22 protein-coding genes and 3 tRNA genes are annotated in these 20,872 nt (G+C 42.6%); 18 read left to right on the top strand and 7 right to left on the bottom strand.

Annotation, left to right across the window (positions count from 1 at the left end):
* Positions 1-70: 70 nt before the first annotated feature.
* Positions 71-2,884, top strand: a complete 2,814-nt coding sequence (uvrA, locus tag LRM48_RS02940; RefSeq protein ID WP_243812269.1) for an excinuclease ABC subunit UvrA — start codon at positions 71-73, stop codon at positions 2,882-2,884.
* A gap of 2 nt (positions 2,885-2,886) precedes the next feature.
* On the opposite strand, the gene LRM48_RS02935 is transcribed toward uvrA, so the two are convergent.
* On the bottom strand, positions 2,887-3,537 hold the full coding sequence (locus tag LRM48_RS02935; RefSeq protein WP_129744408.1) for a DedA family protein: 651 nt from the start codon (positions 3,535-3,537) through the stop codon (positions 2,887-2,889).
* 37 nt (positions 3,538-3,574) lie between these two features.
* Positions 3,575-5,251, bottom strand: a complete 1,677-nt coding sequence (locus LRM48_RS02930) for an ABC transporter ATP-binding protein (RefSeq protein ID WP_243812270.1) — start codon at positions 5,249-5,251, stop codon at positions 3,575-3,577.
* A 294-nt stretch (positions 5,252-5,545) separates the two neighbouring features.
* On the opposite strand from LRM48_RS02930, the gene LRM48_RS02925 reads away from it, so the two are divergent.
* The 11 genes from LRM48_RS02925 to LRM48_RS02875 all read left to right on the top strand — a co-directional run bounded on the left by LRM48_RS02925 (position 5,546) and on the right by LRM48_RS02875 (position 12,303).
* Positions 5,546-5,938 carry a Fur family transcriptional regulator gene (locus LRM48_RS02925; RefSeq protein WP_129744410.1) on the top strand — a complete coding sequence of 131 codons (393 nt, stop codon included), beginning with the start codon at positions 5,546-5,548 and terminating at the stop codon, positions 5,936-5,938.
* The gene (locus LRM48_RS02920; RefSeq protein WP_129744411.1) at positions 5,938-6,267 is read left to right on the top strand and encodes a thioredoxin family protein; all 330 of its coding nucleotides are present in this window, start codon (positions 5,938-5,940) and stop codon (positions 6,265-6,267) included. Before LRM48_RS02925 ends, LRM48_RS02920 begins: the two co-directional genes overlap by 1 nt.
* A 1-nt stretch (position 6,268) precedes the next feature.
* Entirely contained in the window at positions 6,269-6,862 is a 594-nt protein-coding gene (locus tag LRM48_RS02915; RefSeq protein WP_129744412.1) for a uracil-DNA glycosylase family protein, read from the top strand.
* 205 nt (positions 6,863-7,067) lie between these two features.
* Positions 7,068-7,310 carry a hypothetical protein gene (locus LRM48_RS02910; protein WP_243812271.1) on the top strand — a complete coding sequence of 81 codons (243 nt, stop codon included), beginning with the start codon at positions 7,068-7,070 and terminating at the stop codon, positions 7,308-7,310.
* Between the two features lie 3 nt (positions 7,311-7,313).
* Positions 7,314-7,679: a hypothetical protein gene (locus LRM48_RS02905; RefSeq protein ID WP_243812272.1), complete on the top strand. Its 366-nt coding sequence runs from the start codon at positions 7,314-7,316 to the stop codon at positions 7,677-7,679.
* A 66-nt stretch (positions 7,680-7,745) separates the two neighbouring features.
* On the top strand, positions 7,746-8,105 hold the full coding sequence (locus LRM48_RS02900; protein ID WP_243812273.1) for a DUF488 domain-containing protein: 360 nt from the start codon (positions 7,746-7,748) through the stop codon (positions 8,103-8,105).
* A gap of 44 nt (positions 8,106-8,149) precedes the next feature.
* Positions 8,150-9,727 (top strand): helix-hairpin-helix domain-containing protein, encoded by a 1,578-nt coding sequence (locus tag LRM48_RS02895; protein WP_243812274.1) that lies wholly within the window; start codon positions 8,150-8,152, stop codon positions 9,725-9,727.
* Between the two features lie 50 nt (positions 9,728-9,777).
* Positions 9,778-10,152 (top strand): phage holin family protein, encoded by a 375-nt coding sequence (locus LRM48_RS02890; RefSeq protein WP_243812275.1) that lies wholly within the window; start codon positions 9,778-9,780, stop codon positions 10,150-10,152.
* 1 nt (position 10,153) lies between these two features.
* Complete coding sequence (secG, locus tag LRM48_RS02885) at positions 10,154-10,390, top strand: preprotein translocase subunit SecG (RefSeq protein WP_129631344.1); 237 nt, start codon at positions 10,154-10,156, stop codon at positions 10,388-10,390.
* Between the two features lie 10 nt (positions 10,391-10,400).
* Entirely contained in the window at positions 10,401-12,191 is a 1,791-nt protein-coding gene (locus tag LRM48_RS02880; RefSeq protein WP_243812276.1) for a peptide ABC transporter substrate-binding protein, read from the top strand.
* A gap of 24 nt (positions 12,192-12,215) precedes the next feature.
* Positions 12,216-12,303: transfer RNA gene (locus LRM48_RS02875), tRNA-Leu, on the top strand.
* On the opposite strand, the gene LRM48_RS02870 is transcribed toward LRM48_RS02875, so the two are convergent.
* From LRM48_RS02870 to LRM48_RS02850, 5 genes are all read right to left on the bottom strand, one after another.
* On the bottom strand, positions 12,282-13,883 hold the full coding sequence (locus LRM48_RS02870) for a recombinase family protein (protein ID WP_243812277.1): 1,602 nt from the start codon (positions 13,881-13,883) through the stop codon (positions 12,282-12,284). The genes LRM48_RS02875 and LRM48_RS02870 overlap by 22 nt on opposite strands.
* 250 nt (positions 13,884-14,133) lie before the next feature.
* Positions 14,134-15,030 carry a hypothetical protein gene (locus LRM48_RS02865; RefSeq protein WP_243812278.1) on the bottom strand — a complete coding sequence of 299 codons (897 nt, stop codon included), beginning with the start codon at positions 15,028-15,030 and terminating at the stop codon, positions 14,134-14,136.
* 50 nt (positions 15,031-15,080) lie between these two features.
* Positions 15,081-15,536 (bottom strand): hypothetical protein, encoded by a 456-nt coding sequence (locus LRM48_RS02860; protein ID WP_243812279.1) that lies wholly within the window; start codon positions 15,534-15,536, stop codon positions 15,081-15,083.
* A gap of 63 nt (positions 15,537-15,599) precedes the next feature.
* Positions 15,600-16,262, bottom strand: coding sequence for a hypothetical protein (locus LRM48_RS02855; protein ID WP_426303674.1), 663 nt, complete (start codon positions 16,260-16,262; stop codon positions 15,600-15,602).
* A gap of 194 nt (positions 16,263-16,456) precedes the next feature.
* Positions 16,457-17,035, bottom strand: coding sequence for a hypothetical protein (locus LRM48_RS02850; RefSeq protein ID WP_243812281.1), 579 nt, complete (start codon positions 17,033-17,035; stop codon positions 16,457-16,459).
* A gap of 251 nt (positions 17,036-17,286) precedes the next feature.
* Between LRM48_RS02850 and LRM48_RS02845 the strand changes: the two genes are divergently transcribed.
* From LRM48_RS02845 to LRM48_RS02820, 6 genes are all read left to right on the top strand, one after another.
* On the top strand, positions 17,287-17,781 hold the full coding sequence (locus tag LRM48_RS02845) for a hypothetical protein (RefSeq protein WP_243812282.1): 495 nt from the start codon (positions 17,287-17,289) through the stop codon (positions 17,779-17,781).
* Positions 17,774-17,953, top strand: a complete 180-nt coding sequence (locus LRM48_RS02840) for a hypothetical protein (protein ID WP_243812283.1) — start codon at positions 17,774-17,776, stop codon at positions 17,951-17,953. The genes LRM48_RS02845 and LRM48_RS02840 overlap by 8 nt, the downstream gene beginning before the upstream one ends.
* A gap of 14 nt (positions 17,954-17,967) precedes the next feature.
* The gene (locus LRM48_RS02835) at positions 17,968-19,674 is read left to right on the top strand and encodes a hypothetical protein (protein WP_243812284.1); all 1,707 of its coding nucleotides are present in this window, start codon (positions 17,968-17,970) and stop codon (positions 19,672-19,674) included.
* A 253-nt stretch (positions 19,675-19,927) separates the two neighbouring features.
* A tRNA-Cys gene (locus LRM48_RS02830) sits at positions 19,928-20,001 on the top strand.
* A 124-nt stretch (positions 20,002-20,125) separates the two neighbouring features.
* Positions 20,126-20,211 (top strand) — tRNA-Leu (locus tag LRM48_RS02825).
* 47 nt (positions 20,212-20,258) lie between these two features.
* A complete protein-coding gene (locus LRM48_RS02820) occupies positions 20,259-20,828 on the top strand; it encodes a LemA family protein (protein WP_243812285.1) in 570 nt (189 codons plus the stop codon).
* The last annotated feature ends 44 nt before the right edge of the window (positions 20,829-20,872 follow it).

Raw genomic sequence — 20,872 nt, 5'->3', positions numbered from 1 at the left:
GTTTTAACTCTGATTTATGCCGACGGTTGGACTGGAAAAAATTGTCAAAAACCTGTATAATATAGCGGTTATGGCAGAGGTAATTCGTGTTAAAGGTGCTCGTGAGCACAATTTGAAAAATGTAGATATTGAGATTCCGCGAGATCAGCTGGTGGTGATTACTGGGCTTAGTGGATCTGGGAAATCCAGCCTGGCATTTGACACGATTTACGCCGAAGGTCAGCGTCGCTATATGGAGAGCTTGAATTCTTATGCGCGTCAGTTTTTGGGGACGATGGATAAGCCTGATGTCGATTCGATTGAAGGGCTTAGTCCAGCGATTTCAATTGACCAGAAGTCGACCAGCCGCAATCCGCGTTCTACTGTGGCTACGGTGACGGAAATTTATGATTATCTGAGGCTTTTGTTTGCGCGAATTGGCGTGCCGCATTGTCCGATTTGTGGCAATGAAGTGACGCGTCGCACGACCGAAGTGATTATTGATGAGATTCTGCGGCAATTTGTTGATAAGCGAATTTTGTTATTGGCGCCAATTGTTAAGAATAAAAAAGGTGAGTTTGCGCACATTCCGGAGCAATATCAGCGACTTGGTTATGCCAGGGTTCGCGTGGACGGCGTGGTGTATGCACTGGATGAATTTCCGGAGCTGCAAAAAAGTTACAAGCATAACATCGAGCTGGTTGTTGATAGGTTGGTGTTGACGGCGGAAATGCGATCTCGACTAAGTCAGAGCGTTGAGCAAGCACTGGACTTAGGCCAGGGAGTTATCGAGGTTTTGGACGCGGATAGCGACGAAGTGAAGACGTTTTCGCAGAGATACGCTTGTGTTGATCATCCCGATGTCGATATTCCAGAGCTGGAGCCGCGACTGTTTAGTTTTAACGCGCCGCAGGGAGCTTGTCCTGTGTGTACGGGTTTGGGGTCGAGGCTGGAGGTTGATCCAGAATTGGTCTTTAATAACAATTTGACAATTTCCGAAGGCGCAATTCGACCGTACAATAGAATGAATTCTGACGCTTGGAATATGAAGCGATTGGCGTCTGTTGCTGAAGCTCACGGATTCAGTTTGAAAATTCCCGTAGGCAAACTTTCTGATGATGTTAAGCATAAAATATTATACGGAACTGGCGACCAAAAATATCGCGTTGATTTGGGCGGCGGTCGACATTACGATACGACTTATGAGGGTGTTATCCCTAATCTAGAGCGACGCTGGAAAGAAACTGATAGCGATTTTATGCGACGAGATATTGAGCGATTTATGCGCGAGAGGGATTGTTATGCTTGTAAAGGTGCGCGCCTGAAACCTGTGGTTTTGGCGGTGACGGTTCATGGGTTGAATATTGTTGACGTGTGCGATTTGAGTGTTGATGACGCATTGGATTTGTTTGACAATAAGCTTCAATTGACTGAGCAAGAAATGACGATTGCTCGCTTGATTGTGAAGGAGATTAAATCTCGTTTGGCGTTTATGAGTAATGTTGGGCTGAACTATTTGGAGCTAAGTCGAGCGGCTAACACATTGAGCGGTGGCGAGGCGCAGCGAATTCGCTTGGCGACGCAAATTGGCGCTGGACTTCAGGGCGTGCTTTATGTCCTGGATGAGCCGTCAATTGGACTTCATCAACGCGACAACGACAAGTTGATTGATATGCTGAAGCGCCTTCGTGATTTGGGAAATTCTGTGCTGGTAGTTGAGCATGACGAGGACACGATTCGTCAGAGTGATTTTCTGGTTGATATGGGACCAGGAGCTGGTGTGAATGGCGGTCAAGTAGTGGCAATGGGGACGCCTGAAATTGTTGCGAAAAATGAGAATAGTATAACGGGTCGCTATTTATCTGGGGCGGAAAAAATTGCCGTTCCGAAAAAGCGTCGCAAAGTTGTGAAAGATAAAAAGTTGATTGTTCGTGGTGCTCGCGAAAATAATCTTAAGAACATTGATGTGGAGTTTCCTTTGGGTTTGATGACTGTAGTGTCTGGTGTTTCTGGTAGCGGAAAGTCGACGCTTGTGAATGATATTGTGGCGCGGGAACTAGCAGCAGAACTTAATCGCGCAACGACAGCGCCAGGGTTGCACGACGTTATAGAAGGTGTGAATTTGCTTGATAAGACGATTGTCATAGATCAGTCGCCGATTGGTCGAACTCCGCGCTCTAATCCAGCAACATATACTGGGATTTTTACGCCGATTCGCGAACTTTTTGCCAGCACTCCCGAGGCTAACGTTCGAGGCTATAAATCTGGACGATTTAGTTTTAACGTTAAAGGTGGTCGCTGTGAAAATTGTCAGGGCGATGGTGTGATAAAGATTGAAATGCACTTTTTGCCGGACGTTTACGTTCAATGTGACGAGTGTCATGGCAAGCGTTATAATCGCGAGGCGCTGGAAATTAAGTATAAGGACAAGACGATTGCTGATGTTCTGGATATGACAATCGATCAAGCGGCGGAATTTTTTGACAGCGTGCCGAATATTGCGCGTAAACTTCAGACGTTGGTTGAGGTTGGGCTTGGCTATATTAAACTTGGTCAGCCAGCAACTACCTTTTCAGGCGGTGAGGCACAGCGAATTAAATTGGCAACGGAGCTTTCCAAGCGTTCCACTGGAAAAACTATGTACATTCTGGATGAGCCGACCACTGGGCTTCATTCTGCTGACGTAAAACGATTGTTGGGGATTTTACAGCAATTGGTTGAAGGTGGCAATAGTATGATTATCATTGAGCATAATTTGGATGTCATAAAGTCGGCTGACTGGATAATTGATATGGGTCCAGAAGGCGGAATTGGTGGTGGTACCGTTGTGGCTTGTGGTACGCCTGAAGATATCGCCAAAGTGCCAAATTCGTTCACTGGCAAATATCTGAAAAAGATGCTTTAACACTACTTTTTACGCTTGGTTTTTGAGAGAAGAACCGACAATTGTTTTCTTAATAAAGCGCGAGTATTTGGTTGTTTCAAAGCATGAATAATCATTGGTGAGACAGACAGGAAGATGATGAGGATTGCTGCAACTTCAATATTTACGCCTGCTTTGGTCAAAAACTCGCCAGCGTAGAAGCCTAAATAAACGAATGCTGACGACCAAAGAAATCCACCGATAAGATTGAAAGTTAAGAACGTTTTATAGTGCATTTTACTAGCGCCGGCAACGATTGGGGCGAAGGTTCTTACAATTGGTACGAATCGAGCCAGGACGATTGTCGCTGAGCCGTGCTTGTCGTAAAACTTTTCTGTTTGCTCCAAATATTTTTTCTTGAAGAATCGGGAATTTTCTTTTTCAAACAGCTTGCGTCCAACTTTGTGACCAAAACTATAACCAACATTGTCGCCCAGCACTGCTGCTGCAAAAACCAAAAGTGCAAAAATGTGGATGTCAATGTGTAGAATGTTTTGCTGAACCATATATCCAGCGGTGAAAAGCAGGCTGTCGCCGGGTAAGACGAAGCCGATTAGTAGACCGGATTCTGCGAAAATTACTAATAAAATTGCCAATACGCCGAAGCTAGTTATCAAGTGAATAAAAGATTCCATGCCTCAATTATAGCATGATTGGCATGTGTAGAATCAGCTATTCTTCAATAAATCCGCCAGATTGCCGCGCCCATAATTTTGCGTAAACGCCGCGTTTTTTATTGATGAGCTCATCATGCGATCCGTCCTCGACAATTTTTCCATCCTTCAAAACAATTATACGGTCCAACTTGGCAATTGTAGATAAGCGATGGGCAATGACAATTGAGGTTCGATTCTCCATCAACGTTTCCAGAGATTTTTGGATCAACGCTTCCGACTCAGAATCTAGTGCTGAAGTCGCCTCGTCGAGGACTAGAATTGGCGCATCTTTTAGGATTGCCCTAGCAATTGCAACTCGTTGTCGCTGTCCGCCAGATAATTTAGTTCCGCGCTCGCCAACCATTGTGTCAAAACCGTCTTTAAGTCCGACGATAAAATCGTAAGCGCCAGCTTTTTTGGCGGCTTCTTCAATTTCTGCGTCAGTTGCATCAGGTCGACCGTAAGCGATGTTTTCGCGTACGGAGCGGTGGAATAGTAATGGCTCTTGCGGCACGTAAGCGATTTTGGCGCGCAAACTTGCTTGGGTGACTTCGGAAATATCTTGTCCGTCGATGGTAATTTTTCCTGAGTCAATATCAGCGAAGCGTAATAGCAATTTGGTGAGCGTAGTTTTTCCAGAACCGCTCGCTCCAACCAAACCTATTTTTTCGCCCGGTTTAATATCCAGAGAAAAGTCGTGGAATAGAGTGTCGCCTTGACCCTCGTCGTGCGTGAAAGTTATTTTATCCATAGAGATTTCGCCGTTTGTAACTTTTAGCTTTGAATCGCTTTTATCAATCAATGTCGTTGGCGTTTGTAAGATTTCTACCATGTCATTTGCGTTACCGATAATTCGGTTGTAATTGCGCATAATTCCATTCATGTTCCATAATTCATGCGCGACGCTACCAGTGTAAGTGATGATGAGATAAACAGACGCCACTGATACCAAATTATTCTGGGCTGCGTACACTGCGAAGGCGATTGCTCCAATTTTAATAACCATGTTGATTGACGAATATATAGTGCTGACTTTTAAGAATCCGCGCATTACGTCGAGACTTGAATTTCGCCAAGAACTGACGGTTTTTGCGAAAAATTTCTGTTCCGTAGCTTCGGCGCCGGATGACTTGACTGCTAGGACGTTTGAAATTACGTCGGCTAATTGGCCGTTTAATTTATTGCTGGCTTTGGCTTCTTTTTTTGTCAATTTCGCCATTGGCTTGGATCCGTAATAAACGACGAGGCTGAAAACGATTGAGAAGATGAGCAAGAATAACGCGTATTGCCAGAGGAGAGTTGATAGGACAATTATTGAACCGACTAGCGAAACAACTAGTGGCAAAACTGACCAAATTATCGTGTCCCAAAAACTTTCTACCGCGCCGACTAATTTATTTGTTTGACTAACGAGCGACCCGCCGAATTTATTTGAATGAAAGAATAATGTTTGGTTGGTTAATTTGCTGAAACATTGAGCGTACAAATCTCGTTGCATGGCGGTTTCGAATGTCCAGGCGAGATATAAAACTAATCGCCAGCCGATGACGCTTGACCATAATTCACTGGCGCCGTATAAAGCGATTAGCGTCCATAGGTTTTTTGAGTCGTGCAGCTGATTATGTTGGATAATACTAAGAAGTTGAGCAATTATAAGTGGACCGACAAAAATAGTAACCACAAGAGTCAGCATTGCAAAAAATATTGCCAAGTTTCGGCGGTGTTTGTATGGTACTGACGTTTTCCAAAATAGACGAAATATTTCTTTGCTGTTCGGTTTGTTCTTCAAATCAATTCCTTTCGATGATAAATTAATATTTATAAACTGCACAGAAAACTGAGCGTTCTTAATTATTCAAAGTGTATATTAGAGGAACTCGCCGTCGGGAGTTCATAGACTTTGACTATTATATGTAATATATAGATATAAGTCAATTTATGGAGTAAAGCCCTTGTTTATTTATTGTAAATACTTTACAATAGTAACATGACGCAAATTGTTAGGCGATCAACAAAACACACAAATGATGTGATGGCGATTTTAAAGAGCAAGCATCACGCGACGAATGCGGAAATTGCTCAGGAATTGCGGAACATTCATCCTGAAGTCAGCGACACGACGGTGCATCGAATAACTCAGCGCCTGTGCGGCGACGGGATAATTGGTTTGGCGCCGCCGACCAAAAAAGGTTGCTTGCGATATGATATTCGTAAGGACGATCACGATCATTTTGTGTGTAGTGACTGCGATGGTTTGATGGATATTAAAATTGCCGATGAGATGAGAAAGCAAATTGCGCATGAAATTAGCGATTGTTATATTGACGGCCCGTTGGTTGTGACGGGAGTTTGTAAAAAATGCCAGAAAAGGAGGAAATAATGGCTTTATATGAAACTACAACAAAGCAAGAATTCGAAGATAAGGTGCTAAAAAGCGACGGTCCTGTACTAGTTGATTTTTGGGCGCCGTGGTGTCCGCCATGTCGAGCAATGGCTCCGCTCTTGCATCAAATTGCTGAAGAAACAGAGTTTGATATTGTTAAGGTTGACACTGAAGCGAGTCAGGAAAATGCGCAATTGGCTATGGAATATCGCGTGCAGGGAATTCCAAACATGAAGATTTTTGTTGGCGGCGAGGAAGTTGCTGAAATGATCGGCATGAAGCCAAAGCAGACGTTGATTGACGCTTTGGAAAAAGCTGCGAAATAGAATGACTATTTGTAAAACCGGCAATCCACTTTTGTATGATCAGATAGTATCCGATCCAGCTAACGCTGATTTTACAGAAAAAGGATGGTTGCCTGTATATTCCGCTTCACCAAATTCAAAAATTGTGTTAGTTGGACAAGCTCCGGGGCGGATTGCTCAACAAACATTGAAGCCTTGGAACGATGCAAGTGGACGTTTACTCCGTCAGTGGTTGGACGTAACAGACGAGCAATTTTATGACCCCAATCTTTTTGCGCTGATGCCGATGGATTTTTATTATCCAGGCAAGGGTACGCATGGTGATTTGCCGCCACGCCTGGACTTTGCTAGAAAATGGCATCCGCGTTTGTTGGCGCAAATGCCGAATGTGCGATTGATTATATTGGTTGGGTCTTATGCTCAGAAATACTATTTGAACCATCGCGTTGAACGTAACTTAACGGCAACAGTATCTAATTTTGACGCATATTTACCAGATTATTTTCCGTTGGTTCATCCATCGCCACTTAACATTGGTTGGCGTAAGCGTAATCCGTGGTTTGAAATAGATGTTGTGCCGGTTTTGCAGTCTATAGTTAGGGAATCGTTGTTGTAATACATTAATTTAATATGGACTATCTTCCCGAAGAATATTACGCTTTGTATGCTAATAAGCGTCAGTAGGCGACTCTGCTTTTATGTATAATATGAGTATGAACGATCAACAAATTTCCCAGCTTGAAATAGTAAAGGCTAAAGTTCGTCAGTTGCTGGGCGGCGACACCTCGGGGCATGCTGATGATCATGTTGAGTGAGTGGCGTTGCTGGCAGAGTGTTTCGCTAATGAATGTAGCGAATCGGTGAACCTGCAAGAAGTGCTATTGACGGCTTGGCTACATGATGTCGATGATTATAAGTTAGTCGGTAAAACGCAGGCGGAAAAATTGACGAACGCAGTAGATATTATGGCGCAGGCAGAGGCGAATGATGATTTAAGTCAGGCTGTGTTAGAGAATATTGCGGCGATTGGTTATAACAAACGGCTGAACGGCAAGCAGTCGTAGTGGTTGGCGGGGAAATTGGCGTCTGACGCTGATATGTGTGATGCTATTGGCGCGGTCGGCATTGAGCGGGCGTTGGTTTATGCTTGTCATCACGGCGGGCGGATTTTTGATCCTAAAGCCTGGCCGAATGTCAATCTGGCGGCGCACGAATATAACACTGATGGCAATACGCATGACACTGACGGATTTATCAATCACTTCTTTGAGAAGCTGCTGAAATTGAAAGGTTTGATGTTGACTGAGCCGGGGCGAGCAGAAGCAGGAAATCGTCATCAAATTATGGTTGATTTTCTTCGCGCCTACTTCCGCGAGAAGAATGCGTCTGACTGGAGTGATTTTTTGGAGGAATATTTACGTAGTGTTGATTAAATATTGAAGAATGGTCTGCTTTCGCTTTTTATTGACCTGATCAGCGCTTTGTAGTTATATGAAATTATGACAAAGTATAGAATTGAACGGATTTATAAGTCGACCGCGCCGGACGATAGTTATCGTGTGCTGGTTGATCGATTGTGGCCGCGAGGAATTAGCAAAGAGCGAGCTGCATTGGACGAGTGGAATAAAGAAATTGCTCCGACCGATGAATTACGCAAATGGTTTAATCATGATCCAGAAAAATTCCCGGAATTTTCTCGCCGTTATATGAAGGAACTGGATAATAATCCCGCGGCAGCCGAGGCGAAGAATAATTGGAGTAAACAATCTGCAGTTACGTTGTTATATGGCGCTAAGGATACGGAACATAATCAGGCGATAGTTCTCAAAAAGTGGTTGGAAGATTATGTCAATCGTTAGAAGAACGCTTGCATAATTGGCGTATTTAGATTGTAATATATTTAATGAATCAAGCATTGCAAGCCAAGCTAAAAACTTTGCCGCGAACGCCCGGCGTTTATTTTCACAAGTCGGCGAGCGGCAAGGTAATTTATGTTGGCAAGGCGGCGGTTCTTAAAAATCGCGTACGTCAGTATTTTCAAGATTCGCGCGGGCGAGATAATAAAACTATGGCGCTGGTGGCGGAGATTTTTGATACTGATTGGATTGAAACTGAGAGTGAGGTTGATGCGCTGTTTTTGGAAAGCGAGATGATCAAGCGGTATATGCCGCGATATAACGTTCTGTTGCGCGACGACAAGTCTCAGATGTATGTTCGGATTGATATGAAAAGCGATTGGCCGACGGTTAGTTTTACGCGGAATCCTGCCGATGACGGTGCAGATTATTTTGGTCCATTTTACAATAGTTTTGCGCTGAAAAAAGCGTTGCGTTATTTGAGGCGAATTTTTCCGTATCTCACTCACCAAAGACGCCCCGGACAATCAAAGTTGGATGAGGATTTGGGCTTAAGTCCAAAAATAAGTGATGGTTCGGACGCGTATAAAACTAGTTTGCGTAAATTGATAAGTTATATTAAGGGAAATCGCAGGGCTATTGTTGTGGAGTTGGAGCGTGACATGAAAACGGCTGCAGGACTTCACGATTTTGAGCGGGCGGCAAGTTTGAGAAATAAGTTGCGTGCCATGCAAGAGCTTCAGCGACGCGTTATGTTTGGCGATAAGGAATTTTTGGATATTTCAAAAGACAAGGCGCTGGCTGATTTAGCAAAACTACTTGGCTTAAAAAATATTCCAGTGCGAATTGAGGGCTATGATATTTCGCATATGAGCGGACGTCAAGTTGTGGCGAGTATGGTGGTCTTTACGAATGGTGCGAGCGATCGTGCGGAATACCGCAAATTTAAGGTGAGCGAAAAAAACGACGATACTGGAAATATGTATGAGGTGATTTTTAGGCGACTTGGCGAGCGAAATATCAAAAGCTGGGGCTGTCCAGATCTGTTATTGATTGACGGCGGAAAAGGTCAACTTTCGGCGGCGATTAAAGCAAGGGATGAGCGCGGAATAAAATTGCCAATTATTAGCATCGCTAAGCGCGAGGAAGAAATTATTATTCATAAAACTGGCTCACAAATTGACGTAACGCGCATTGAAGAGTTGCAAAAATCTATTCATCAGGACATCGCTATTCACGAAGATAATGATGCGTATGTGGTAAATTTACATCCTACTCAGCGCAACGCAGGCTCGCACTCAAAGAATTTACGAGGTTCTGCTACCGATGTCGATTCCAGCCGGGACAGTTTTACAAAAAGTTCTATTGCGACGACAGACATTGTCAAACTTTTTCAGCGGATTCGTGACGAATCGCATCGATTTGCTGTGAGTTATCATACAGCGCTGAAGCGTCAAAATCAGACGAAAAACCAACTTGAGGAAATTCCGGGAATTGGTCCAAAGACGCGTGCGAAATTGCTGAGGAGGTTTGGCAGTGTGAAAAAAATTATTGAGGCGGATTATGCGGAATTGCAGGCGGAAGTTGGCACGAAAAAGGCGAATTTGATTAAGCGCTTATCTTAAGTTTGGGCGACCAATCGACAATAAAGCATAAATTATATATAATAAGACTAATGAAAAGACAATTTGCAACGTTTTTGATTCGGCTGATTCTTAACTCGGTAGGTATTTGGGTTGCAGTGCGGCTGCTTGGAAATGAAACTCCGGGCGCAACTTCTGCGTGGACGTTTATGGTGGCGGGGTTGATATTTTCGGTAGTGAATAGCGTATTGAAACCAATTGTTACAATTCTAGCCCTACCGGCAATTCTATTGACCTTAGGACTGTTTACCTTAATTGTGAACGGCCTTATGGTTTATATCTCGCTCGCTTTGGCGCCAGGAATTTCTATGACTTTTGCGCATTCAATTGTTGCCGGGATTATACTGAGTTTGGTAAACTATATTATAAGTAGCGCGCTGGTTTTGCAGCGGGAAGAAAAGGAGTAATATGTCAATTGATACAATTTTACCGTACGTGACGCTTGGATCTGCCGTACTGATGATTATCGCAATTTTGTTGCAGCAACGAGGCGCAAGCTTGGGTGCAGGATTCGGTTCGTCTGGGGAATTATTCACTACTCGTCGCGGATTTGATAAAAACTTGTTTGATGTAACTATTGTTTTTGCGGTGATTTTTGTGCTATCGATTTTGGCAAGTATGATTTTGCCGGGATTACAAAAATAGGAGAATAGATTTGAGCTCGGATAATTCGTCATGGAATCGTTTTGCGCGGCTAAAAGTTTCCAGTAAAGATGTCAATAAGCGTCTGCGTAAGATTGAAAAAGGAAGTTTGCGTCATGCGCATAAATTCGTGACATCCAGGTTGGATCGTTTGTCTAATGTGCGACGTCGGGTTTCTGTCTGGATTATCTTAGTATTGGTGATGATTGGCGCCAGCGCGGTGCAGTGGCATATTTCTCGCAATTCTTTCACGACAATGGCATACACTTCTGGCGGATCGTATTCTGAGGGTGTGCTGGGTCCTTTGGAAAACTTAAATCCGATTTTCGCAAAAACCAATGCTGAAAAATCCGCCGCGAAATTACTATTTTCAAGTTTGTATCGATATGACTCAACGGGCAATATAAAGGCTGACGTGGCGGATAGCGTCAGCGTGAACGATAAAGAAACTGAATATACGGTTAAGTTGAAGAAGGGCTTGAAGTGGTCAGACGGGCAAGATTTAACTGTGGACGATGTAATTTTTACGTTGAAGTTATTGGCGAATCCAGAAGTTGGAGCTGAGATATCTGGCTGGAAGTCTATAAAATTCGAGAAAGTGTCTGACGATTCGGTGAAGTTTATCTTGCCGTCGTCATATTCGCCGTTTGTCCACGCTTTGACATTCCCGATTATTCCTAAACATATATTAAAAGATGTTAAACCGTCGAATTTACGTGAACATGATTTTAATAAGTCGCCTATATCCAGCGGTCCATTTGCCTTTAGATTGCTACAGAATGTAACTAGTGATGGTAGTAAAAAAGTGCTATATTTGCAGTCGAATAGCAATTATTATGGCGGCACGCCTAAGTTGGAGCGATTCCAGTTGTATGCGTATCCGACGCAGGATGATATTGCGAAAAGTTTGCGTACGCGAGAAATTACAGGAACTCCAGAATTGATCTATAACGATCAATCCGCCGAGGTGAAATCTATGTACGCCGCAGAAGCACATTCTTTGAATAATGGAGTTTACGCGCTGTTTAATAACAATAGTCAGTTCTTGCGATCAAAAGCTGTTCGTCAAGCTTTGTCGCTCAGTGTTGATACGTCCAAGTTACGCCAATCTTTGTCATTGTCTACGGAAGAATTATCTGGCCCAACGCTTAACAAATTCCTGGGAAAGAATTCAAATTCGTCTAGTTATGACGTCAAGAAAGCGAAATCTCTACTCGACGCTGAGGGCTGGAAGAGTGTAAATAATGTTCGCCAGAAGGGAAATGATAAATTAAAGCTCAACGTGGTTGTTTTGAAGAATAGTAATTACGAAAAGGTCGCCAGGTACTTGGCTCAAGTTTGGTATGACGAACTAAACATAGAATCGGATATTAAAGTTGTCGATCCGAACGACGCCACTCAAAATATCCTTCAGACAGTTTTGCAGCCGCGCAATTTTGATGTGTTGGTTTATGAGCTCTCCTTGGGCGGCGACCCTGATGTTTACGCCTATTGGCATTCTTCACAGGCAACCAACAATGGTTTGAATTTCTCCAATTACAATAATGCGATAGCGGACGATGCTTTGGAAAGTGGTCGATCTAAAATCTCAGCGAAGCAACGCGCTGATCGTTACGCGAAGTTCACTGCTGTTTGGCAAGCGGACGCCCCAGCGATTGCCTTGTATCAGCCGAAGTTCGACTATATCCATATTCGGAACGTTAAGGCTCTCGACGCAAGTACCGAAGTTGTCAATCCCGTCGATCGCTATGTTGATGTTCAATATTGGGCGACAGAGAAAAAGTCCGTTTACAAAACCCCGTAATCGGGTATAATGGTAAGTAGTTATGCGGGCGTGGCGGAATTGGTAGACGCGCTAGCTTGAGGGGCTAGTGAGCATTGCGCTCGTGGAAGTTCAAGTCTTCTCGCTCGCACCAGAATTGATTTTTCTGCTTTTAAGCATTGTAGCGAAAGGCTCTCTCCGGAGGTAGGAGGGGGTCTTTTCGCTATCAAGGGTTATGTTCAAAAGAAGTTTTCTCGCTAAAATGTCTTTTTCTACTGAAGTCCCAGCTCTCATCTTGTCGCCAACTGAATTAACTAAGTTCAAAAACTCTTCCTTTGATAGCTTTATTTGTGTAGGGTCTGCTATCTTCTTGGCTAACTTATCGATACCCTCTTGTACGTCGATCCTTGCTGACTCGAGGTGCTCCAGGTCGTTTATGAGAGTTGATCGTACTGATTTAGGTATATCTGATGTAAGTTCAGACAGTGCTCTTGATTTCTTTTCTATTTCGGACTGAATATGGTTACGTTTTCCTTCAAGACTGCGCTTTTTGGTCCGAATCTCAACAATCCTTTCGTCTGTATATTTATCAATAATGTTACTATACCTGGTATACTCCTTATCGGTGAGCCTTAAAGAATCTAATGTATCGTATAAGTGATTTAGGATATATTTTGCCCTTACGCTTTTTGGCTTCCTATTACATCCTTTGTTGTCACAGCGATAGGTGAGGCTATACGTTCCATTCGCTGATCTATTCTTGCCTACACGCATGGGTATTGGTCCATTACAAACTCCACACAGTACTATTCCACGAAATGGGTAGAATGTTTTCTTCTTGCTATATATCGGCACTCTAGCCTTTGCTCTACCAATTGCCTGAACGGCATTATAGGTCTCTTCACTAATCATTGGTTCAAAATTGGTAATTCTCCTTAGGTCCACCTCCTGATTGTTTTGAATCAAAAGTCCGTAGTAGAAAGGGTCCGCAAAGATATTAGATGCAATCTGCTTAGAGACTACAATTTTTCGAATATGCTTGTTGCGCCTCGTTATTTTAGTTATGCGACAAACGCCTTTATCCTTCCAGAAGTCAACCACTTCCTGCTGAGTGCTGCCACCTAGCCGCAGGTGCCAACCTTGCTTTATTAGATCAAAGTTATTTTCGTCAGGTATATAATACCCAGATATCTCATCTCTTTTGTATCCCCACTTGTATGCAGATGACTTGCCTTGCTCAAAATTACTCGTTACGCCACGAGACACGTTTTCACTCTGGCTATCTGTATAGTTCTTTGACATGGCAAACAGGATATTGAGCAGCAGCTTGCCGGCGGCGTTATTAGTAAACTGTACCGTAGGAAACTTCAGATCTTTAATAGTTCCGCTATCTAGCATATCCATCAGCATACCGCTTTCTAGCATGTTGCGACTAAGTCGGTCGGGATGCCAACTCAGGATACCGTCGTATTCGCCATTTGCGATGTCGGCTAGGATTTGATTAAACTTGGGTCTGTTATTTGATGTCCATGCCGAGGCGCTCTCCTCGATTGGTCTACCTACAATCAGCAGCCCTTCTCTTGACGCATACTCTCGACAGTATTTTATTTGATCGGGTAATGATTGCGATTGAGCATCTTCGCCCTCGGACGACTTACGGGCATACAAAACATACCTAAGAGGTTTATCTGACTTTAATGTGTAAATTTTTGGTCTTTGTAACTTTCTACCCATTATGTATTACGTTGGGCCTAGTACTCAATGATATTGCCTTCGCTATCCCTCATGTGTGTAGAGTTCCACTTGATGCCCTCCAGGCTTGTATCTATACTACTTAGTATCTCTACTAATTCTATCAAGATATCATATTCTTGCATGGAAAATTACGCTTTCGTATTGCGTAATTACCCAAGTACCTCTTGATATAACTACATAGATTTTATTATTGACTAATCTACACCTGCCGTTTCTAGCTCAGAGTAGGTTAGGCTGTACTAAGTTTTTCGGTGTGAGTCTTCTCTAGGCGAACCACCTTTCCGTCTCTTTTGACAACATTAAGATTACAAAAGTCCTCATCGACCAGAGCACTTAGATTAGATAACGGTAGATCAGTATTTGGCATTGCCTTGCTGTGGCTTAACAGAAATTCACCATCTTTTAAGCGCCTAATAAGGAGTCGTTCATCGTTTTCTGGGTCAAGTTGATTTATCTGTCCCAGCAGCCTCTTCTCGTATTCTTTAAGGCGTTGCATTTCTTGAGAGAGATCAGCATTTTTTGCGAAAGAATAGTGAATGGTGGGCGTGGGCTTTCCTATTAGCGATAGAGCTTTTGCTACGAAGTAAGAAAGCTTTAGTTGAATCTCGCCAGCGTTGCGCCTAGGGGTTACCTCTGAGAAATAAGGATCTTCAGTTTCGTATATGCCTAAAAAGGTAGGATCGAGCAGGGCACAAAAGCCATCGGGTTTGAATATCATGGTCACTTCATGTCCAGATAGTACGGCATAGATTGAATGTGCAGAGTGCTTATCGAATATAGTTTTAAAGCTCTTCAGACTGTTAGACTTTAGTCCATATTTACGCAATTCTAATAGAATGGATACATAGATATATTCTGAAAGACCTAACTTGCGCCAGCCTTTGCCTTTTTGATCTCTGGTGTCTTCAATTAGCCTCATCTTTTCTAGATAATTGACAGAGCGATATTTTTTGTCAAGATTAGCCAATGTAAAAATTGGTTCATTTAGAAATGAGCTCAATTTTTTTCTTGTCGCACTATCTGTATAAGTTAGCTCCATCCTTAGTATGCTAGACATTCCAAAAAATGTTTTTGACTCTAGTGTCAATTTTGGCATAAGCAGGGTGTCTAGTACCTTTGTCGTCATAATAAAATTATACATCCTTGTATAATTATTCTCAACGGGTATTTGGTTATTTATTTGAGCCTAGCTTTGGCTATCTCGTTATCGATATATCCCTCAGGCATAGTAGGTATAACAAATCCCCGAATAATGGGATTAGTTTTGACTTCTTCTTCGGTGCTGATATCATACTTGGCTTTGCCCTCGGTGCGGTCGGTGATCTCTTTTGTTTCCGCCAGCGAGCTCGGATCGTCTCTCATTGCACGCTCTATGCGCATTTTTGCTATGTTTTGAGCCTGAGTTGAAGGTGTGAACTCATCAAATTCCTCGTCGGTCATACCCAGAAGTTTATTATACCAATAGGGTATAGAATTATTCTTATTCCACCTGCCGTCACATCGTCGTTCAGGATTTGTGTGAAAGCCAGTACTCGGAATATTGCCATTGGCAAATCTACCCCGCTTATCACGATTAATTACCGCTTGGTTTGTAGCGGCGGAGTTGGATATTTCGTAGCTAATTTCATCCATGATATACCTCTACCTTCATTATAGAGCCTGAGGATAGAAATTTACTGAGTGATTATATCGCATCTAATATCCATGCTCTCGCATACAGCGAGCTACGACCTTGTCTCTCTGGGGCTGTGTTAGCCCAGTGCCTCCAGAGCTTTGTCGGACTTGTTGCTCGCAAATTCTTTGCCAGTCGGACCGACTATATTCACTGCTCGATGGACCGCTGCCTGACGGTGGGGTACTGGGTGTGGGTGGAATATTGGATGATGGTCCTGAATTTGTATAGGGTGGGTTCTTGTCGCTTGGCTCAGCAGGGAGCGTGCTGCTGGTACTTGTGCGATGCTTTGCGTTATAATCATCAGTGCACTTTATATATTCACTTTCACTTAGCCTATAGCTACATCCTGTCACGGTGTTTATATGATTAGTTGATGAGCCGTGCTTATATGCGCCACCACTCGCCAGGTATATATCTTTATATTTACCAGATGAGTCTATTGCACTCTTACGCAGGTTCTCGGTATTAGATTTTCCAGCCAAATCAATTCCTGGATGTTTATCGTAGCATTCCAACTTTTTGTCATATCCGGCTATAAGTTTTGGATAGAATTCAGGGTCATCTGTCTCTGGCGATGGACTGCTACTAATGACATTATTGATACATTCACTAAGTTTTAATCCGCTATCATCTGGTCTACCGGTCTCCGCTGCGTATTTATCAGATCCATTGCTTTCGAACAATAGCGTTCCGCTGTAAATTAGACCCCCTAGGATAATGAACACAGTCAAAACTTTAAAAATAGGCTTTATCCTGTCCATGAACCGCTCCCATGGTGATTCATATAAAATAGACGAGAAATCGTTACTATTGTCACTCAGAGAGCGTTTAGGGCGAGTAGGTAATGATAGTTTGCGGTTTTTCTTAATTTTCATAACTACCTCTTTCTTATAGTGAATAATTTTGTATTGCCAATAAGCACATCAGCTTCTGATGGATTCTTATCATCGCTAAGACTGATAAGCTCTAGAATATGAAGCTGCTCCTCGCTTAGTTCATTTGCATTCTTTTTAATATAGGCCAAGTGTTTTTTTCTCTGGGCGGAGTTCATCATCTTAAAATTATCAAGGACCGCTTGCCATTTACGGTCCGCTTCGTTTTTCAAGCGTGTAATTTCCAGCTCCTCTTGGTGTTCGACATAGCCAGTTTCAATCATTCCTAAGAGCTTCCTTGCCTCGTTTTCGCTAGCCAACTCAAGCCTCTCCTTGACTATAATTAATCCCTCTTTGCCATGTCCAGATTCAACCTCTGAGCAAACCCAATCTAATTGTTGATCTGTAAAATTAGCACCACACTTAACAGCCTGTATATTTATTGCCATCTTAACGCCCTCTCTGGCTTTGCTTAACTCATCACTCATTACCTGTAATTCTTTTGCCTTTTCTTTGTTTTCCGATCGAGCGATAAGGTAGCCGACTATGAATATGAATATTCCGAATGCAACTGCTGATTTCATTTGACACCTTTCTTTTTTAGCGCCTAAAACAAAAAGAGACGCCATGCAGGTGTCTAAGCCTTTATCCACATTTAAGCCGTAAAGCCTATTTGTTTCGCACAGCGTCTCATTTTCAGACTTTACTGTGCGAAAAATCGCCCCTAGGGCTTAGACGTGATCAGCTTAGACATTTATAATTATACAACACTTTATCGATACGTGGATAGTGGATATATTAGGTTAACGGCTGGGATATTGTATAATGTATTTATATGAAAAAAGATACCAGAGTTGACAGAGAGAGGAACTGGTCGGACCTTGCGGACCACTTTAAGGATAAGGTGAATAAAAGAACATCCGAGGTGGCATTTTTACAGACTAAGGCAGGATTTTTAATTGCTGCGTCGATAGTTCTTCTGCAGATAATTACCTCACTACCAAAAATCGACAACTCACTAGGCATTGCTGCCTATATTTTGGCTATAATTTTAGCTTTTGCGTCTATTATCATTTCAATGGTCTCTATGCACATAGGGAGTTCGCCTACGCCATTGAATCCAGACAAGATAATTTTAGAGTTGACAGAGAGGCCTAATATGGGACGGGAGGAATTTTCAAACTGGCTGGCTAAAAGCTATGCTCAAGCTAATAAAGATTTTAATAGTGTCTACAATCTTAAATATCACCAACAGGTTGTCGCCGCAACTTTGCTGGTTGTTTCGTTTGTGATTATAATTGTAATAAAGGGAGTGAGTATGTATGTCTGACACAGATGAATCGTATGTTGAGCCACGAACAATCCAATTGCCCCAGCCGTCGACTGAGGCGATTAAGAATGATGCAAATCAGCCAGCCGCTTCTATTGAAACAATTAAGCTCAGTGAAGACCCGCAGGGACCGCCCGCCCCTTCCGTGGACCATGAAAAGAAAAGCTTGTAGTTGCCGGGAGAGTGATGTCAATTGAGTTGGTGGTTGGCGTATATACGTCGATATTCGGAACCATAGTTAGCGTATTTGGTATATCTGTAGCCACAATTATTGCACTTACTCAGGTGTTGCAACCAGTTATTTCTCATGCACAGGCATGGGGGCTGCTCAAAAGTCGTACAGTTATTTTCACGGGCTTGTCAATGATTTTGAGTGCGGGCTTATGCACTGTGGCTATTGTTGGGTTGACATATCCTCATGACATAGGGTTTAATGAGGTGCTTGGTAGTATGTGGTTTCTTGTAGTATTGATAATTTTGATTTTCTCCTCTGTGGTAATGACAATCAAAGTTATCTATCAACAAAGCTCATTGCTTATACCTCAAAATGCGCTGAAGCATTTTAAAGACAATCTTGATATGGAGCAGGTCAGCAAGTATTTCACATACAAAGGCTCTACAAGACCGTTTCCGCCAACGAGTAAGTATTTAGTCGTATTTACTTATAAAGATAAGGGTGAAACGTCTGATGAAGATAGGAAAAAAGCAGAAGAGGAAGAGTTAAAGAAATACGAAAAAGAATTAGCAAACTATGAGAGGCTGCAAACGGAGGGTGTACATTTAGAAAACCCATTAATTCCACTAGAATCATATTTAACCGCCCATATCAAGAAGGGAGACCTATTCTCATTCGTTGCTACATTAAAAACTTTTGAGTCTATAATTACCGATCTTACGGCTGATAACAACTGTAGGTATCTCGGTCAAGTTATAGCTTACTATTGCAAAGCGCTAGAGCGTATGTCGGAAAGTGCGACGATTAATGGTGGTTTGAGCTTTATATTTGAGGCGGTTGAATCGTCTCATAGAGTTGCTCTAACTCTTATAGAAATAGATCCCGCCCTAACGACTAGCATTCAAGCATATTGGGAGAATACCGCACAGGACTCAATGGGAGAATATCCACTAGTGTTCAAACGGATTATGGAGTCATATAGAGAGTGTGGTGAGTTGATATTAAAGATGGACAAGTCCACCAGGAGAGAGGCGTACCCGCCCGTAGAGGATATTTTTAGGAGTTTGGGGAGGCTTGGTGAGAGATACTTAGAGTCTCATGCTCCGGAGCGTAAAACAATAATGCAAGACCCCCATGGTACGGAGTTTGGTTCATTAGTAAATACTGCCTTGTCATTTGGCTGGGTGTACTCCAATAATAACGCCGAAACTTCATATCCACTCATATATTTTGATATGCTATATGTTATTGGTAAAAGACTAATCGATTACTATAAGCCTTCCAATGATTCTGATTCATATGCGTCTGATATATCCAACACATTATTCAGCTTAATGTATGAACACCTTAGTTATGGCGAGGCGGCGTGCCTTGCGAATAATAATGATGGAGCTTGGTTGTCTGTGAGAGGCTTAAGGTGCTTTATTGAGATATTTGAATCTAGTAAACATGGAGATGAACTTAAAAAGGATGCCCTTAGCGCCGTACTTAGCCTAGGGGCTGCGGCGTATGTCAATAATGTAAAGAAAACTGCCTTGGGCTCAACGCAGGATTATGTACTAGAAGTGCTAAGGGGGCATTCGCTTGGCGTGAACCTATCGCATGAGGGTTTTGAGATATATGTCAGGTCAGGCGGTGATAATATGGAAAAGACCAATGAGTATCTAAAAACTGTTGGTCCAATACTGGGTACTAACTTCAATTTAGACTTAAAATAGATAGAGCCCTGTTCAAATATGCTTGATTATAGAAATACTAGTATTTATAATCTTGTGTCGACAACTGTAATTGCTTCTGAGAAAAGGGAATGTCTGACATCTTAATAGCGTCTGAGTTGTAGCAATTGAATAGCCACTCTGCTATACTACAGATGTGTTCAAAGGTTGTCGCTTTTGTTGCACCAAACATATTGCAATTATTAGATGAATTGTTTGTGATATGTTTTGTAAAATCTGATATAATAAAAGCGGTGGCGCGTTGGCGGAGCGGTTACGCAGAGGTCTGCAAAACCTTTTAGACGAGTTCGATTCTCGTACGTGCCTCCAATTTTTGATAAATAGTCCCGAATATTGGGCTATTTTTTATTTTGCGAAATTGTACAATTTACTTAGCAAATATAGTATAATATAAGTAGTCTGGCGCGCGGGCGTCTGGATTGTATATAAATAAGCGCGAGTGGCGGAATTGGTAGACGCGAGGGACTTAAAATCCCTTGACCAAAAGTCGTGCGGGTTCGATTCCCGCCTTGCGCACCAAAGTTGTAAAGAAAGTAATATTGAATAGGAAAGGGACAAGGTAAGAAATGAGTCCATTGGTAATTGTACTTATTGTTACAGTAGTAGTTTTATTAGTGCTCGTAGGAGTTGTAATTGGTGCATACAACGGTTTGGTTGTATTGCGTAACCGCGTAGAAGAAGCGTGGAGTGATATTACTGTCCAGTTAAAGCGCCGAACTGATCTAATTCCAAATTTGGTAAACTCAGTAAAAGGCTATGCTACACACGAAAAAGAAGTGTTTGAGAAGGTTGCAGAAGCTCGTTCGGCAATTATGAATGCCGGCAGCGTGGCTGAAACCGCCAAGGCTGAAAATGCTTTGGAAGGCGCTTTGAAGAGCTTGTTCGCCGTATCTGAGGCTTACCCAGAATTGAAAGCAAACCAGAACTTCTTGCAATTGCAGCAGGAATTGGTTGACACTGAGGATAAAATCCAAGCAGCTCGCCGATTCTACAACGGTGGCGTTCGCGACCTGAACACGAAGATCCAGACTTTCCCAACAAACATCATCGCGGGAATGTTTGGCTTCCAAGCTAAGGAATTCTTCGACGTTAAGGATCGCGCAAGTGTCGAAAATCCGGTTGAAGTAAAGTTCTAATTGAACTCTGAAATGAAAATCGCTCGTCTATTTTTAGCGGGCGA

This window comes from Candidatus Nanosynbacter sp. TM7-008, assembly GCF_022828245.2.
Classification (GTDB): Bacteria; Patescibacteriota; Saccharimonadia; order Saccharimonadales; family Saccharimonadaceae; genus Nanosynbacter.
Note: the sequence above shows the minus strand (reverse complement) of the source record. Positions and strands in the feature narration are given on the sequence as shown.